This is a genomic window from Nocardia cyriacigeorgica NBRC 100375 (assembly GCF_000308555.1).
GTDB classification, from domain to species: Bacteria; Actinomycetota; Actinomycetes; order Mycobacteriales; family Mycobacteriaceae; genus Nocardia; species Nocardia cyriacigeorgica.
Map to the genome: position 1 here is coordinate 1 of NZ_BAFY01000173.1, position 16720 is coordinate 16720.

Genomic DNA, 16720 nt, shown 5'->3' on the forward strand with positions numbered 1-16720 from the left:
CGACCCGTGGGCCGTTGTCCATCAGCCACTGGTACACCTCGAGGCCCGGCATGGCGACCATCTCGGTGGGGTCGTCGGAGGCCGCTTTGATCGTCTGATGCGGTTTACCGGCGGCGACGGCCAGGCGATCCGCGGCGATGGCCTCGTGCAGGACCGGGATCATGGTCGGTGGCACGAGGCGGCTGAAGGTGGCCCACCCGTCGGTCAGCGGCACCTGGGACACCACGGCGCGCACCCGCCGGTCGGTGGCGGCGACGACCAGGACATGGGCCCCGGCGTAGCTGGTGCCCCACACCGCGATCCGATCCGGGTCGATACCGTCGAGGTTCTGCGCGAAGGTGATCGCGTCGCGGTATCCGTCGATCTGGGCCTGCGGGTTCACCTCGTACCTGGGCGCGCCGTCCGAGGTCCCGAAGCCGGGATGGTCGTACACCAGGCAGGCCAGGCCCGCGGCGGTGAGTACCTCGGCGAACGGCGCCACCCATTCCTTGACGCCGGCGAACCCATGCGTCATGACCACCAGTGGTGCGCCGGTCGGCGGGCAGGTCTGCGGCCGATACAACCAGCCGCGCAGGGTCACGCCGTTGCTGAGGAATTCGGTATCGACCCGCATCATGCCTCCAAATAAATTACGTGTCGTAACGTAATGGATCGTAGAGGCGTGGCAATGTGGCGTCAACCACATCAATGCATCAACTATGTCAACCCTGGTAGCCGAGCGCATCCAACGCGGATCGGACGGTCAGCCGCACCAGCTCGTCATCGATCGGGCCGAGCGAGGGCATCAGCGCCCGCATCAGCATCGGACCGGTGATCAGATCACAGATCCATTCCGGGTCCACGCCCGGCGCGATCTCCCCCCGAGCAACCGCGCGTTCCAGAATCGAGGCGGTGGACACGCGCCGGGGCGTGAGGAATTCCTCCTGGAAACGACGGGCCGCCTCGGGGTTGCTCGCCAGATCGGCCAGCAACCCGGGCAGCGCCTTGCACATCACCGGTTCGGTGAACAGGTCCCGCTGATGCCGCTGGATCGCCAGCAATTCCGCTTCGAGGCCACCGAGATCCAGCCCGCCCGGCTGCAAACCGAAGCGATCGATCAGCACGGCCATGACGAGCTCGGCACGGTCGGCGTAGCGGCGATACAGGGCCGGTCGGCTCGTCTCCGCCTCGTCGGCCACAGCCTGAAGCGACAGCGCGGCATACCCACGCTCGACGACCAGCCGCGCGGTGGCCTCGAGCAAGGCCGCATCCAAGTCACGATCGCGGGGGCGGCCCACTCGGGGCGAGGTCGTTCCTGGCATATCTGCACGGTACCGATTCATCCCGCGAACCCCCGCGCCGATCAGCGCGCCGGAGGTAGCGGCTCCCGGCCGGCGCGGTGCCGGACATCACCGCTCCAGTCGCGCCTCGAACGCGATGCGGTCACCGCGATACAGCGACCGCACCCGCTCGATCGGCTGCCCCTGCGGATCCACACTGCGCCGGTTGAGCAGGATCAGCGGCAGCGCGGTGCTGCATTCGAGCAGGGCGGCCTCACGGGGGGAGGCGGGCACGGTTTCGATGCGCTCGGTGGCGGCGGCGAATTCCACGCCCGCGGCGCGGATGGCCGCGTACAGCGACGTCGTCGGGTCGTAGCTACCGCGCAAGCCCGCGAAGCGGTGCAGCGGCAGGTAGGTGCTCTCCAGGCCGATGCGTTCACCGTCGGCCAGCAGCACCCGTTCCAGATGCATCACCTCGGTACCGGGCTCGAGGCCGAGGTCGCGGGCGGTGTCGGCGTCGGCGGGCACGTCCTGCCAGTCGACCACCAGGCGCCCGGGCACCCGCCCGAGACTCAGCGCTGCCTCGGTGTAGGACTGTAAGGCCAGCGGCTGCACCATTTTCGGCCGCGACACCACTGTGCCCCGGCCCTGCCGTCGGATCCGGCCCTCCACCAGCAGATCGCGCAGGGCTTGGCGCACCGTCTCGCGTGCGACCTCGAACCGGGTGGCGAGTTCGCGCTCCGATGGCACCGGATCGCCTTCGTTCAGGTCGTCGAGGATCCGCTCGATCGCGGTGCGCACCTGATAGGCCTTGCCGACGACCTTGGGCATCGTCGCCGGAAAAGCCTTGGGCCACCGGGTATCCGCCCCCGCCACATCCGTCGTGTCCATGCCCCCAGCGTACCCGCAATTGGTCTATACCAATTGTTAACCCAGCGTTCGCTCGGTCCACACCCATCGGTCTAGACCAATGTGCACGATGGGCTCATGCGATTGGTCATCATCGGCGGCGGCATCCTCGGCACCGCGCACGCCCTCGCCGCGATCGGGCGCGGCCACGAGGTCGTGCAGTTGGAGCGCGAGCCCGAGGCCCGCGGCGCCACAGTACGCAACTTCGGCCTGGTCTGGGTCTCGGGGCGCTCGCACGCCGAACTCGAGCTGACGCTGCGGTCGCGGCAACTCTGGGAGGAGATCGGCGGCCGCGTTCCCGGCGTGGGGTTCCGGTCGGCCGGTTCGCTGACGCTGGTACGCACACCCGCCGAACTGGCCGTGGCCGAGGCCGCCGCTGCGGGACCGACCGCCGCGCAGCGCGGATTCGAGCTGCTCGAGCCCGAGCAGGTCCGTGCGCTCAATCCCGCCCTGCGCGGCAAGTTCCTTGCCGGACTGCATTGTTCGGCCGACGCGGCGGTGGAATCACGTCAAGCCCTGCCCGCGCTGCGCGCCTATATGGAAGCCACGGGCCGCTACACCTTCCACGCGGCCACCGAGGCCAGGACCGTCGAGGACACCTCCGGCGGCGCGGTCGTGCGCGACGACCAAGGCCGGACGTTCGAGGCCGATCTGGTGCTCGTCTGCGCCGGCGCCGCGCACACCGGGCTGACCCGTGATCTCGTCGGCGCGCTGCCGGTGCGGCGGGTGCGGTTGCAGATGATGCAGACCGCGCCGCTGGGCGAACCGCTCACCACCGCCATCGCCGACGGCGACAGCTTCCGCTACTACCCGGGATTCGCCGGCCCCCAGGTCGAGGCGCTCGAACGCGAGCAGTCCCAGACCGCCACCGCCGCCGAGCACAAAATGCAACTGCTGTGCGTGCAGCGCCTGCACGGCGGGCTCACCATCGGCGACACCCACGAGTACACCGAACCGTTCCCCTTCGATGTCGACGAGGCGCCCTACGAGCACCTCACCGCCGTCACCGAGGAACTACTCGGCCGCAAGCTGCCGCCCATCGTGCGCCGCTGGGCCGGGGTGTACAGCCAGAGCGTCGACCCGGAGACCATCGTCACCCGCGCCGCGGCCGGCGCCCACATCTGGGTGGTGACCGGGCCCGGCGGGCGCGGCATGACCCTCGGACCCGCACTCGGCGAGGACACCGCCGACCTGCTGAACCTGTGAGGATCACCATGCCGGACACCACCATTCAGCTCGCCGTCCTGGATATGGCCGGCACCACCGTCGCCGATGGCGGGCTGGTGCTGCGCGCCTTCGAGGAGGCCGCCACCGCTGCCGGGATCCCCGCCGACGGCCCCGAACGCGACCGCGCCCGCACCTACGTACTCGACACCATGGGGCAGTCGAAGATCGCCGTCTTCCGTGCCCTGCTCGGCGACGAGGACAAGGCACACCAGGCCAACCGCGCCTTCGAAACCGCCTACGACGCCCTGATCACCGACTCCGACGTCGCGCCGATCCCCGGCGCCGTCGAGGCCATCCGGTCCTTGCGCTCGGCCGGAGTGAAGGTGGCGCTCACCACCGGTTTCAGCCGCATCACCCAGGACCGGCTGCTCGACGCCCTCGGCTGGCACGATCTCGCCGACCTGACGCTGGCGCCCTCGGAGGCCGGCCGCGGCCGCCCCTACCCCGACCTGGTGCTCACCGCGCTGCTGCGCCTGGGCGCCGACGCCGTCGACCGGGTGGCGGTGCTCGGCGACACCACCAGCGATATCGCCACCGGTCTCGCCGCGGGCGCCCGGATCGTGGCGGGCACCCTCACCGGCGCCCACGACGCGGACGCACTGCGCGACGCCGGCGCCACCCACGTGGTGGCGTCGGTCAGCGAGTTCGCCGACCTGATCCTGCACTGATCCCTCCCCCGTCCCTTCGACTCATCCCTCGCTTCGAACGAAAGTTGCAGTCATCGTGCGTACTTCGAACACACCGGGCCGACGCCTGGCACGCACCCTGTCCCGGACCGCATTGCTGGTCGCCGCCGCCACCGCCGTCGCGTTCACGGCGGCCTGCGGCGGAACAGGGGCCGAGGCCACCGGCGGGAAATCGGTCACCGTCTACTCCGCCGACGGCCTGGCCGGTTGGTACGGCAAGCGCTTCGCCGAGTTCACCGAGCAGACCGGCATCGCGGTCAATCTGGTCGAAGCCGGCTCCGGCGAGGTGGTCAACCGGGTGACCATGGAGCAGAACAACCCGCAGGCCGACGTGCTGGTGACGCTGCCACCGTTCATCCAGAAGGCGAAGAGTTCGGGCCTGCTCGCCGACAGCGGCATCGACACCGGCGCCGTGCCGGACGCCGACAAGGACCCCGACGGCCAGTACGTCACCCTCGCCGAGAACTACCTGTGCTTCATCGCCAACCCGTCGGTCCAGACCGCGGGCCTGACCTGGGACGATCTGCTGAAGCCGGAGTTCAAGGGCAAGCTGCAGTATTCGACGCCGGGCCAGGCCGGTGACGGCACCGCGGTGCTGATCCTGTTGCAGCAGTTGCTCGGCAAGCAGGGCGCGCTCGACTATCTGGCGAAGTTGCAGGCCAACAATGTCGGCCCGTCGTCGTCGACCGGCAAACTGCAGGCCAAGGTCGACAAGGCCGAGCTACTCATCGCCAATGGCGATATCCAGATGAACCTGGCCACCATCGCGGACAAGGGATCGAAGTTCTCCATCTTCTTCCCCGCGGCCGCCGACGGGAAGCGGTCCACGGTCGCGGTCCCCTACGTCATGGGACTGAGCAAAACCGCACCGCACCAGGCGGAGGCGAAGCAGCTGATGGAGTTCCTGCTGTCGGCGCCGGCCCAGCAGACCTTGGCACCGGAGGCGTTCGCGGTGCCCGCGCGCGCCGAGTTGCGCACGGTGCCAACGGGCACCGAGCCATCGCCGAGCAGCTTGCTGGCCGGTGTCGAGGTCGTGCCGGTCGATTGGAACACGGTGCTGACCGAGCTGGACGGCGATATCGCCGCCTACCAGCGGGCCACCGGCAGCTGACCCCGCGACGACGACAGGAGCCGACAATGCCCGCCGGTGACGCGCTCACGACCACCACCACCACGAATCCCACGCATGACACGGCCGAACCCGCGATCGTGTTCGACCGGGTGGGCGTCAGTTACGGACGCGGCCGCACCGCGACCGTCGCCCTGACCGACTTCTCGCTGCGGGTGGCGGCGGGCGAGACCGTCGCGTTGCTCGGACCGAGTGGTTCCGGCAAGTCCACCGCGCTCAAGGCTCTGGCCGGATTCGTCCGGCCGACCTCGGGCGCGGTGCGACTGGCCGGGCGCGAGGTCACCGGCTTGTCGCCGGCCAAACGCGGCATCGGCGTCGTCGTCCAGTCCTACGCCCTGTTCCCGCATATGACGGTGCACGGCAATGTCGCGTTCGGGCTGAAAGCGCATCGGGTGCCGCGCCGGGAGATCGACGCCCGAGTTGCCGAAGCCCTGGAGATGGTCGGCATGGCCGGCTACGCCAAACGCCTGCCCCGTGAGCTGTCCGGTGGTCAGCAGCAGCGGGTGGCCATCGCGCGGGCGCTGGCCATCCGGCCGCCGGTGCTGCTGCTGGACGAACCGCTGGCGGCGCTCGACGCGCAGCTGCGCCAATCCATGCTCGGTGAGCTGCAACAACTTCGGCAGGCGCTGCCCGATACGGCGATGCTGTATGTCACCCACGATCAGACCGAGGCGCTGGCCCTGGCCGACCGCATCGCCGTCATGCGCGATGCGCGGCTGGTCGACATCGATACCGCGGCCGACCTGTGGCAGCGCCCGCCCAGCGATTTCACGGCGGCCTTCCTCGGGGGCGCGAATCTGGTGCCGTGCACAGTGAACCGGGTCTCCGGCGGCTCGGCCCTGGTCACCGCGGGCAGCCGCACCCTGCGCGCCGAAGCCCCCGCTCCCGGCGTCGGTCGACCGGCCTGGACACCGGATGCGGCCACACTGTTGTGTATCCGGCCGCACACCATCGGAATCGGCGCCACGTCCGAGCGGGACGCACTGCGGGCGACGGTGGTGAGCACCGTGTGGCGCGGGTCGTCCACCCGGCTGCGACTGCGGATCGACGGGCTGCCCGGCGAACTCACCGCCGACGTACCCGGCCAGGCAGACACCACCGTCGATTCGGTGGTCGGCGTGCACCTGCCCGATCCGGCCGGTGTGCTCATCCCACCCGCGCTCGACGCGGCGAGCGGAGAAACGTCATGAGCCCACATCAGACGCCGACCGGAGCCGGTTTGCCGCAGCGTATTCCGGTGCCGGCGCACGCCGGCACCGAGCACGGCGACCCGGCCACCAGCCTTGCGCGGACCCCGCGAACACCCGGCCGCACCAACGAGACGCGGGCTCGTCGATGGCGAACGCTGCTCACCGCGATCGAAACGAGGCGTGGCCGATGAGCACACCGCTGATCGAACGCCCCACGCCGTCACCGGCCGCGCCGACGGCGGCACCCCGCTCGTGGCGTCCGATCCTCTGGGGCCTGCCGCCCATCATCGTGGTGCTGGTCATCGCGGCCTACCCGATCCTGCGGGTGCTCACCGAATCGACGATCACTCCGGACGGTCGCGGCACCGGAACCTGGGCGCAGGTCCTCGGATCCGCCGCCTTCCGGGACGCGTTGTGGCGCACGATATCCATCGCGGTCTGCTCGACGGCGGGCTGCCTGGTGCTCGGCACCTTCCTCGCGATCGTGCTCGCGTTCGTGCCATTTCCCGGCGCGACGGTGGTGGGCCGGCTGATCGACACCGTGCTCACGCTGCCGTCGTTCCTGATCACCCTCGCCTTCACCTTCCTCTACGGCACGGCGGGCGCGGTCAACGCGCTCATCGCCCGGCTCACCGGACGGGAGGGCCCCGCCCTGGATTTCCTCACAACACCGACCGGGGTGATCCTGGCCGAAATCACCTTCTTCACCCCGTTCGTGGTGCGGCCGCTGCTGGCCGCGTTCGCCCAACTGCCGCGCGAGCAACTCGACGTCGCGGCGAGTCTGGGCGCGAGCCCGTGGCGGGTGCTGCGACAAGTGGTGCTGCCCGAGGCGTGGCCCGCCCTCGCTGCGGGCGGCAGCCTGGTCCTGCTGTTGACGCTCAACGAATTCGGGATCGTGCTGTTCACCGGCGCGAAAGGGGTGATCACCCTGCCCGCGCTGATCTACACCCGTGGCATCGTCACCTTCGATCTGCCGGGGGCGGCGGTGCTGGCCACCGTCCAGGTCGCGCTGTCGCTGACCCTGTATCTCGGGTACCGGCTGATCTTCGCCAAGGTCACCGGCCCGTCCCGGAAGGAGCGCTGAGCAATGCTGGTGTGGACCGGGCGCGGACGTGCGCTGGTACTCGCGGTTTTCGCGGTGGTGGTGCTGGTGGTCTTCGCGGCTCCCATCGCGACGGTGTTCGCGGCGGCACTGGCGGGCAGCTGGACCGGCCCGCTGCCATCGGATCTCGGCACCGCCAATCTCGAACGAGCGCTGTCGGGTGAGCAGGTGGCCAGCCTGTCGGTCAGCGTGCAGACAGCGCTGCTGGCCGGCGCGGTGTCGCTGGTGCTCGGCACCTGGGCGGCTCTGGCGGCACGGGAGGCGCCGCAGTGGTGGCGGCGGCTGACCGACGCGGTGTTCCACCTGCCGGTCGCCGTGCCGTCGGTGGCGATCGGGCTCGGCGTGCTGATCGCGTTCAACGAGCAGCCACTATTGCTGGGCGGCACCAAATGGATTGTCATCGTGGCGCATTCGGTGCTGGTGCTGGCATATGCGTTCAGCGCGGTGTCGGCCGCCTGCGACCGGCTCGATCCGGGCTACCGGCAGGCAGCCGAATCGCTCGGCGCCGGCCCGGTCCGGGTGCTGTGCCAAGTGACCCTGCCCCTGCTGCTGCCCGCCCTCGGCGCGGCGGCGGGCCTGGCCGTCGCGCTGTCGATGGGTGAGCTGGGCGCAACCATCATGGTGTACCCGGCCACCTGGAAGACGCTGCCGGTCAGCATTTTCGCGCTCACCGATCGCGGCGAGGTCTTCGACGCCGCGGCAGGCACCACCGTGCTCGTGCTGGTCACGCTGCTGGCGCTCATCCTGCTCGGCCGGATCAAGGGCCGCGCCGCACTGCGCTGAACGACGACAGCGGCCGGTGGTGGTCCGTGGGGACTACCACCGGCCGCTCGAGCAACTGTCCAGAGGGCTGGACGCGGCCGCGATGTTACTGCTCCGGCAGCCGCCGACGGCCGCCGGTGACCTCGGCGATCAAATCGGTGTAACCGTCGACCAGTTCGGCCAGGTGATACCAGTGCTTGTGCGTGTTGTCGCTGCGCGCACCGTTGGCATCGATGGCCTGGTTGGCGTTGACCCAGCTGCGCGCCATCCGGTCGATCACCGCCCCGAGGCTTTCGGTGTGCAGGGTGGCGCCGTTGCGATGCTGCGGCACCTCCTGGGTGATCCACTCGTTGATGTCGTCGACGAGTTCCACCCTGCGACAGTCGATTTCGGCTACCAAGGCCGTATCACGCAGTTGGGCGCGGCGCTCGTGCAGTTCGACCAGCGCGTGCGCTGAGCGCAGCATCTCGCGGTCTTGAAACCGCCGCCCCTGGAAGGCACACAGCAATTGCGGCGCTGTCGGCAGAACCCCCACCGTCGGCGCGCTCATCCCCACACCCCGAACTCACCCGACACCATCACACTTTGTACCAACATGATTGGCTCTCTGTTCGGTTATCCGGATCGGATCGCTTGTTCACAACAAGGATAGGTGGATTTTGCACTTACGGATGCAAGAACACAAGACCCCAGAACGCAATATTGCGAACTACTTTGTGCGTACCGGGCGGTATGTGGAGACGCTGTCGCTCAGGCATGTTGCGGCAACCCGACTGCCGACCGGCACCGGCACGCAGACGAGCTGACGAAGAGTGCACCGGCGGTCCGACTCGGACCGCGCAGATTCAGAGACTCAGCGGTGGCGAGGGCGGGAATACGACCGGCAGCGCGGTCAGCGCGCGGTGGAATGGTCCTGGCCGCCAGACGAGCTCATGCTTGGGGACCGCCAGCGTCAACTCCGGCAGGGCATCCAGAAGCTGATCGATGGCGTCCTGCGCGAGCAGATACGAGAACGGACGGGCGTGCGCGGGGCATGCGTGCGGGCCGGAGCTGAACGCCAGATTCCAACCGTTACCGGCGAACTCGCCGGTGTTGATGTCGGGATCGTTGTTGCAGGCAGCCATGCTGATGATCACCGGCTGATTGGCAGGCAGCCAGACCTTCTCGATCAGGATCGGCTGGCGGGGATAGGTGATGCAGTAGTTCGCCATGGGCGGGTCGACAGCGAGCATCTCGTCGAGCGCGCTCCTGGTCGACAAGGGAAGACTGTGATCGTTGCTGGTGAAGCGGGGATCGCTCAGCATCATCACGAGGGTGTTGGCGATGAGGTTCACCGGGGGTTCGACACCGGCGGCGAACAACAGAACCAACTGATGCACCATCTCCTCGTCGGTCAGCCCGGCCGGGTGCTGGACCAGCCGCGTCGTCACGTCGTCGCCCGGGTGGGCCCGCTTGAGCGCGGTGAGCTCGAGCAACGCGCTACCCATCTGGGCGTTGACCGTTTCGGTGTCCACACCGTCGAACATCGCCGCGCTGGCCGCGGCGACCTGCTCACCGATGTCCTGCGGGCAGCCGAGCACCTGGCACAGGACCGAAAAGACCAACGGGAGAGCGTACTGGCTCAGCACATCGGCCTGGCCGTCCCGGCAGAAGGTGTTGGTGATCGGGATGGCAGACTTCTCCACCATCGCTCGCTGCATGTTCAGATCGATTCCGGCCAGTGCGTCGTTCATCGCGCCGCGGTAGCGTGCGTGCTCGGCGCCGCTGGTGCGAATCGCGTTCGGGCGCCATTCGACCATCGGCAGAATGGGCATGTCGGCGGGCACGGTCTTCTGCCAGGCTCGCGGGTCGGCCGGGAAGTGTTCGGGGTCGTTGAGAATACGCACCGCGGTCCGGTATTTGGTCACCAGCGTCGCAGGTACTCCTGGCCACATCTCGATCGGCACCAGCGGCCCGTAGTCACGGCGCATCTGCCGGTATGCCCCATGCGGGTCGGCCGCAAAATTCTCGGTGTAGATCGGGATTCGGGGGCCTATGCCCTCGATCGGCGAAAATGAGTCGGCGCCAGCACCCTGTGTGGGCTGCGTATGCACGTAATCTCCTTGACATCGAATCCGGCAGCTAGTACTCGAGATGAGACCGGGCGTAGGCCATCGAGCTGCGATAGCGTTCCCTGCCAACAAGTTTCTGTCGGCGGAGCCCGCGTGTCGGCCACACATCGCCCCGGCCTTGTGTACCGTACTCCGACCATCCGATCACGGCACGGTGTTCACACCATCGACGGCCAGCGCAGAGTTCGTCCCGCGCACACCCGTCGCGATCTCGGCCGCAGGCGCCATCCCCGGCGATAACAGCATCCAGCGTGCCTCCGCGGTCGGCGGAGGCACGCTGGATCAGGACTCAGACCGGCGAATTCAGTGGCGGCGCACCTCCTCGCAGCGGGTGTCCCACGCGGTCACCAGATCATCGGACAACACCGGGGCGCCGAGAATCTCGTCGTCGAATCCGAACGAGTCCAGGAGGGCGGGCAGATGGACTGCCAGGTTGTCGATAGCATCGCCGAGCGCCTGCTGCACCGCCTTGACACCGGCGATGTCGAGCAAGCCGTGGGTGAGATACCACGTCGAATGTTCATCGAGGTACTGCAAAGCGAACACGTCGCGCACCGCGGCGATCTCCGGGAATTCGGCGTGCTTGTCGAGCATTCGCAGAGCCTGCGCGGCGCAATGCGCATCCGCGACGCTGAGCGCATCCGGAATGACCGCCAGTCGAGCGGCCAACTCGGAGTTGCTGAGCTGCGGTTGCGCTTCCTGCGCGATCGTCAGAGTACGGGCCTCGAGCAGGCGGGCGCGCTCCTGCGGATCGGCGGGATCGTGTAGACGTGCCTCGGCCGGCGGCGAGCTCGCAAGTTGCTTGGCCAGCACACGACCACCGACCGAACCGAGGACATGGCAATCGCCCTCACCGGTGATGGCGGCATGGCAGACACCGAGGTAGTCGGCGACGCGATTGGCGCTGAACATGCCCTGCGCACCCATTTTGATGCGAGCGTGGGTGACCGTGGCCAGGGCATGCGGCTGGATGAAGTACTTGGCCAACATCACCGTGACGACGGTGTCGCGGTCGGTGAGATCGCTGCCCGCGAGGAAGGTCTTGATCTCGTTGCCGTAGACCGTCCGCGCGACAGTCCCCGCCAGATCGGTCAGCAGGGTGTCACGCACGTGCGGTAGATCGGCCATGAGGGGCCGATCGACCGCGGTCATCGGCACCACTCGCTTGTTGGCGTAGCGCAACGCGATGTACAGCGCCGACCGTGCGGTCGCGTTCAAGCAGGACGACAGCGCCATCCGGCCGACGGTCAGCTGGCTGATCGCCGAGGGGAAGGCCCGCTTGCGGCTGCTCTCGTCGCGCCAGGTCAGCACACCGTTGTCATCGATGGTGGCCAGGTCGTTGCTCAACCAGGCACTGCGCTCGACCCGAAGGTTGTCGAAGCTGATGATCGAGTTGTCCATGATGACCAAGGGCTGATGGTCGAGTTGGGTGATGGTCACCCCGGGCGCCGGATCGCCGTTCGCGTCACGCAGGCGCGCCGTGAACAGGTGCACGCCCTGGTCGACGCCCGCGCTATCGATATAGCGCGCACCGACCACGCAGACCCTCGACACCGGGATGCCGACGCTCGGCATGAATTTCCGGGCCCGTGGGTGCGGGGTGTTGATGACGAACCCGTCGCCGTCCCAGGTCGCCGCGGTCTCCATGAAACCGATATTGGAGCCGCATCCGTATTCGGTGAGCAGCATGACACCGATGCTGGAGGCATCATCCAGGTCCTGTAGATACGGTGCCGCCGAATCGGAGTCCGTCAGCGTCGCCAGGCTGCCCGAGGCCAGGTTGTAGTGTCCCGAAATCAGCGGAATCAGGTCGGTGGCCAGCACAGCGGACCAGTCGAAGACCGCGAAGAGGGAGGGCAGATCGGTCGCGATAGCGCGGGAACTCCCGAGCTTGCCGACCAGGTAGCGCAATTGGTCGTACGCGTTGAGACGGCGCTGCTCCTGGCTCTGCTGCTCCGTGACGACGAAGTCCGGGTTGCTCAGGATCTCTTGCAACTGCTGATGAATCTCCGGGTTGCCATGCCGAATAAGCTCGGCCAGCGCGGTGCGTGCCATTGTCCATCCCTTTCGAAACATAAGTGAGAAATCGAAACGATCGCGCGCGGGTTCACATCGAAAGATCAATGCACCACGTGCCCGACGGTGGAGATCACCGAAGGGCGGCTACGCTGCCCACCCCCAAGCCGTGCCGGCATATGCGGACGCGGTGCGGCATGTCATGGACGCCGTTGCACCACAAGACTGTCGGGCATCACCGACCCCGGCTCCGACACTGCGCGAATTCGCTCCGTCCGGAGGCTCCGGCTCGACGGCCTCGACCTCCGACTTCGTGATGTGTGTGCCCTGCTCGACCGTTTCAACGATCACGGCAACCTGCGGCACCAACGGTGCTGCAGGGTTGCTATGGCCGGGCTGAGACACGAAACGTATTGTGCCACAAACTCACCCCCGCGGCGGGTGGTCTACGCGGATCCATCGTCGCCGGATTCTGCTACTCGGCAGTAGCCGAGCGCGACCAGCAGGAACTATCGGGCAACGCCGAGAATTCCTGCAAACCAACGGCTTCGACGAAGCGCAGCGATGTTCATCTTCACGTCACCGGGCCAGGAAAGCCGGCTGGACGAGTCCGGCCCATGCCGGCCGATCGCCGCACGCAAGGGTGAACGCCGAACGGCGTCCGGCAAGCGGCTGTGACTCACACGCTGCGATCACACGTCAACGCCGCCTCCACGGCGACGGTTTCACCAACAGCTTCGATACGCACCCGATCACGACCGAAGGCGTGCAGCAGCAGTTCGGCGGGTTCGCCGCACAGCACGACCTCGTCGGTGCCGGGACGTGCGGTGATCCTGCGGCCGTCGGGCGCTTCGAGCACGACCGCTACCGGACAGTTGCGGTAGGACATGCGGGCGGTGCGGGTGAGCAGCTTCCAGAGCTGGTCCTGGTCGGCGGCGGGCAGGTCGCGGGGGTCCCATTCGGCGCCGGCCCGGCGGACGTCCTCGTGGTGGATGAACATCTCGGAGAGGTTCACCAGGGCATCGATCGGGCGCAGCGGCGACCACCACGGCGGGCCGGTGCGTACCTGCTCGACGAGTTCCGGGAACGGGCGTTCGGCGGCTTTGGCCTGCACACGGTCGGTGTAGCCGGCCAGCCGGGTGATCAGGATGCCGGGTGCGGCGTCCGGGCGGCGTTCGCGCACGACCAGATGGGCGGCCAGGTCGCGGACAGTCCATTCCCCGCACAGCGTCGGCGCCTCGGGGCCGGCGGCGATCATCGCCTCGGCCAGGGCCTGTCGTTCGCGGCGAGCCATGCTCATGTGTCGACCCTAACACCGGGCGATCGGGCGGCCCGGGGCGTCGTCCGGGGCGCCCTCGGGCGGTGAGAGGGCGATTCCGGCGGCGGCCCGACGGCCGCGGACGGATGCGTGCGCGCGCCGGACGGCGCCGGGGAATAGCCCGGCAGCCGGCCGCGTTCCCTTGGTTGCCATGTCCACCAACTCGGGTGGACGAAAGGAGGAAGGCATCGTGCAGTTCGGAATCTTCACCGTCGGGGACGTCACCGTCGACCCCACGACCGGCCGCGCCCCGAGCGAGGCCGAACGGATCAAGGCCATGGTGGCGATCGCCCTGAAGGCCGAGGAGGTCGGGCTCGACGTCTTCGCCACCGGTGAGCACCACAATCCGCCGTTCGTGCCGTCCTCGCCGACCACGATGCTCGGCTATGTCGCCGCCCGCACCCAGAACCTGCAGCTGTCCACCGCGACGACCCTGATCACCACCAACGATCCGGTGAAGATCGCCGAGGATTACGCCACGCTGCAGCACCTGGCCGACGGCCGGGTGGATCTGATGCTCGGCCGCGGTAACACCGGACCGGTCTATCCGTGGTTCGGCAAAGACATCCGCGACGGCATCGCACTGGCCGTGGAGAACTACCACCTGCTGCGCACACTGTGGCGCACACCGAAGGTCGACTGGCAGGGCAAGTTCCGCACGCCTTTGCAAGGCTTCACCTCGACGCCGGCTCCGCTGGATCAGACCCCGCCGTTCGTCTGGCACGGCTCGATCCGCTCCCCGGAGATCGCCGAGCAGGCCGCCTACTACGGTGACGGCTTCTTCCACAACAACATCTTCTGGAACAAGGAGCACACCGCGCAGATGGTGGCGCTGTACCGGCAGCGCTTCGAGCATTACGGCCACGGCGGCGGCGACCAGGCCATCGTCGGGCTCGGCGGTCAGGTGTTCATGGCCGAGACCGAGGCCGCGGCCAAGAAGTTCTTCCGGCCCTACTTCGACAACGCGCCGGTCTACGGGCACGGCCCGTCACTGGAGGAGTTCACCGAACTCACTCCGTTGACGGTCGGCACCCCCGAGCAGGTGATCGAGCGGACCCTCGGTTTCGCCGACAATGTCGGCGACTATCAACGCCAGCTGTTCCTGCTCGACCACGCCGGGCTGCCGCTCGAGGTGGTGCTGGAGCAGATCGAGATCCTGGGCCGCGAGGTGATTCCCACGCTGCGCCGGGAGTTCGAGGCGCGTCGCCCCGCACATGTGCCCAGTGACCCGCCCACCCACGCGAGCCTGGTGGCGGCAGGCCCGCAGGCACCGCATCACCTGGTCGAGCCCGCGCGCGAACGCGTGCTCGCCGCCGCGAACGAGGAGTGAAGGCGATGACCCGACGAGTAGTGGTACTGACCGCGGGCCTGTCGCAGCCGTCGTCGAGCAGGCTGCTGGCCGATCAGCTGGCCGATGCCGTCTCGGCGGCGGTGACGGCACGTGGCGAGGCCGTCGAGTTCGAGGTGGTCGAACTGCGCGAACTGGCCATCGAATTGGCGACCACCACCCTCACCGGTGGTCTGCCGACGGCCGCGGTCGCCGATGTCAGAGACAAGGTGTCGGCCGCCGACGGCGTCATCGCTGTCACGCCGGTGTTCGCCGCGAGCTACAGCGGCCTGTTCAAGATGTTCATCGACGTCCTCGATCCGGACGCGCTCAACGGCATGCCGGTGTTGATCGCGGCCACCGCGGGCACACCACGGCATGCACTGGTGCTCGATCACGCCATGCGCCCGCTGTTCACCTACCTGCGCGCCGTCGTCACCCCCACCGGAATTTTCGCGGCCACCGAGGATTTCGGATCGGCCGGGCTCGCCGAGCGGGTGCGCCGGGCGGCGGCGGAATTCGCGACGCTGGTCGTCGCCGAGCAGAACGCCGTCGCCGGATTCGTGCCGGAGCAACGACGCACCCATCGCCGCTCGGGAAACTCACTCGCAACCCCAGCGCCGTTCGCCGAGCTGCTGGCCGGCCATACCGGTACGGTGGCGGCGCCGAATACCCGGCACGACCGGCCCGGCCTCCAGCCACACAGCTGAGTCCCCCCTGCCACGGCAGCGGATCGAATCCCGGATCCGTACACCGTATCTGCCTCATCCGCTCGTAGAACCGTTTCCGACGTCGTAGATTCGAGACAACACGCGTCTGGTATCGGCGGCGGACGGGCCAGGCCCGGTGGGTGCCGGACGCGCCACGAGCCGGGAACGATGACGCGACCGCATGCGGCCGCGCAGTGAAGGGGTTGTCATGGCGGGCAAGCGCACGATCCTCACCGCGGGCCTGCGGCGGCTGTCGGTGCTGCTGACCGAAATGCGCGAGCAGGCGAATCTCACCAAGGAAGAGGTCAGCGCCAAGACCGGGATCAATGTGACCACGCTGTACCGGATCGAGCGCGCGCAGGCGCGGCCGCAACGGCGCACCCTGTTGACGATGCTCGACCTGTACGGTGTCGACGACGCCCGGCGCAAGGACGCGCTGGAATTGCTGAGCGATGCGCAGAAGCCGGGAATGTCGCGGCCGTACGAGGCCAGCCTCACCGAAGTCTATGCGGCGTATATCAATTTCGAGTCCGTGGCGCTGTCGGCGCGCCACTACCAGACTTCCTACGTGCCCGGCCTGTTGCAGACCGAGCAGTACGCCCTGGCGGTGATCGACACGACCATGCCCAAGGTCGACGCCGCGGTCATGGAGCGCCGGGCGCGCGCCCGGATGGACCGTGCCGCGGTGCTCACCAAGGACGACCCGTTGGAGCTGTGGGTGGTGCTGGACGAGGCCGCGATCCGGCGGGTGGTCGGCGGACCGGAGATCATGCGCGGGCAGCTGCACCGGCTGCTGGAAGAGGTGTTGAAGAAGAACGTGATCCTGCAGATCCTGCCGTTCGACGCGGGCGCCCATCCGGGCATGGCCGGCGCGTTCACCCTGCTGGATTTCCATGATCCCGCCGATCCGGAACTGGTGTATGTGGAGGGCATCGCCGGTGACGCGCTGATCGAGGGCCACAACGAAATCCGGC

General features: G+C 68.2%; 16 protein-coding genes. 9 read left to right on the forward strand and 7 right to left on the reverse strand.

Going from position 1 to position 16720, the window contains the following annotated elements; genetic code table 11:
* From RJ05_RS16565 to RJ05_RS16575, 3 genes are all read right to left on the reverse strand, one after another.
* A partial coding sequence (locus RJ05_RS16565; protein ID WP_156090828.1) for an alpha/beta hydrolase occupies positions 1-613 on the reverse strand: 613 nt, incomplete at its 3' end.
* Between the two features lie 88 nt (positions 614-701).
* The gene (locus RJ05_RS16570) at positions 702-1301 is read right to left on the reverse strand and encodes a TetR/AcrR family transcriptional regulator (RefSeq protein WP_158682491.1); all 600 of its coding nucleotides are present in this window, start codon (positions 1299-1301) and stop codon (positions 702-704) included.
* Positions 1302-1388: 87 nt separating this feature from the next.
* On the reverse strand, positions 1389-2090 hold the full coding sequence (locus tag RJ05_RS16575; RefSeq protein ID WP_036538290.1) for a GntR family transcriptional regulator: 702 nt from the start codon (positions 2088-2090) through the stop codon (positions 1389-1391).
* A gap of 156 nt (positions 2091-2246) precedes the next feature.
* Here RJ05_RS16575 and RJ05_RS16580 point away from each other — a divergent pair, with 156 nt between their 5' ends.
* The 6 genes from RJ05_RS16580 to RJ05_RS16605 all read left to right on the forward strand — a co-directional run bounded on the left by RJ05_RS16580 (position 2247) and on the right by RJ05_RS16605 (position 8285).
* Complete coding sequence (locus RJ05_RS16580) at positions 2247-3374, forward strand: TIGR03364 family FAD-dependent oxidoreductase (protein ID WP_036538278.1); 1128 nt, start codon at positions 2247-2249, stop codon at positions 3372-3374.
* Positions 3375-3382: 8 nt separating this feature from the next.
* Positions 3383-4063, forward strand: a complete 681-nt coding sequence (locus tag RJ05_RS16585) for a phosphonatase-like hydrolase (RefSeq protein ID WP_036538291.1) — start codon at positions 3383-3385, stop codon at positions 4061-4063.
* Between the two features lie 55 nt (positions 4064-4118).
* Complete coding sequence (locus tag RJ05_RS16590; RefSeq protein ID WP_174343941.1) at positions 4119-5192, forward strand: 2-aminoethylphosphonate ABC transporter substrate-binding protein; 1074 nt, start codon at positions 4119-4121, stop codon at positions 5190-5192.
* 26 nt (positions 5193-5218) lie between these two features.
* Complete coding sequence (locus tag RJ05_RS16595; protein WP_036538281.1) at positions 5219-6400, forward strand: ABC transporter ATP-binding protein; 1182 nt, start codon at positions 5219-5221, stop codon at positions 6398-6400.
* 187 nt (positions 6401-6587) lie between these two features.
* The gene (locus RJ05_RS16600) at positions 6588-7484 is read left to right on the forward strand and encodes a 2-aminoethylphosphonate ABC transporter permease subunit (RefSeq protein ID WP_036538282.1); all 897 of its coding nucleotides are present in this window, start codon (positions 6588-6590) and stop codon (positions 7482-7484) included.
* A gap of 3 nt (positions 7485-7487) precedes the next feature.
* A complete protein-coding gene (locus tag RJ05_RS16605) occupies positions 7488-8285 on the forward strand; it encodes an ABC transporter permease (RefSeq protein ID WP_036538283.1) in 798 nt (265 codons plus the stop codon).
* Between the two features lie 85 nt (positions 8286-8370).
* On the opposite strand, the gene RJ05_RS16610 is transcribed toward RJ05_RS16605, so the two are convergent.
* The 4 genes from RJ05_RS16610 to RJ05_RS16625 form a co-directional block, all read right to left on the reverse strand.
* Positions 8371-8730, reverse strand: a complete 360-nt coding sequence (locus RJ05_RS16610) for a DUF4254 domain-containing protein (RefSeq protein ID WP_036538284.1) — start codon at positions 8728-8730, stop codon at positions 8371-8373.
* Between the two features lie 379 nt (positions 8731-9109).
* Entirely contained in the window at positions 9110-10234 is a 1125-nt protein-coding gene (locus RJ05_RS16615) for a cytochrome P450 family protein (RefSeq protein ID WP_228788979.1), read from the reverse strand.
* Positions 10235-10678: 444 nt separating this feature from the next.
* Positions 10679-12430 (reverse strand): acyl-CoA dehydrogenase family protein, encoded by a 1752-nt coding sequence (locus tag RJ05_RS16620; RefSeq protein ID WP_036538287.1) that lies wholly within the window; start codon positions 12428-12430, stop codon positions 10679-10681.
* Between the two features lie 640 nt (positions 12431-13070).
* Complete coding sequence (locus tag RJ05_RS16625; protein WP_036538289.1) at positions 13071-13691, reverse strand: TIGR03085 family metal-binding protein; 621 nt, start codon at positions 13689-13691, stop codon at positions 13071-13073.
* A gap of 208 nt (positions 13692-13899) precedes the next feature.
* Here RJ05_RS16625 and RJ05_RS16630 point away from each other — a divergent pair, with 208 nt between their 5' ends.
* The 3 genes from RJ05_RS16630 to RJ05_RS16640 form a co-directional block, all read left to right on the forward strand.
* On the forward strand, positions 13900-15039 hold the full coding sequence (locus RJ05_RS16630; RefSeq protein ID WP_036538294.1) for an LLM class flavin-dependent oxidoreductase: 1140 nt from the start codon (positions 13900-13902) through the stop codon (positions 15037-15039).
* 5 nt (positions 15040-15044) lie between these two features.
* Positions 15045-15746 carry a CE1759 family FMN reductase gene (locus RJ05_RS16635; RefSeq protein ID WP_051016643.1) on the forward strand — a complete coding sequence of 234 codons (702 nt, stop codon included), beginning with the start codon at positions 15045-15047 and terminating at the stop codon, positions 15744-15746.
* 208 nt (positions 15747-15954) lie between these two features.
* Positions 15955-16720: helix-turn-helix domain-containing protein (locus RJ05_RS16640; protein ID WP_036538296.1), on the forward strand; the 766-nt coding region annotated here is incomplete at its 3' end.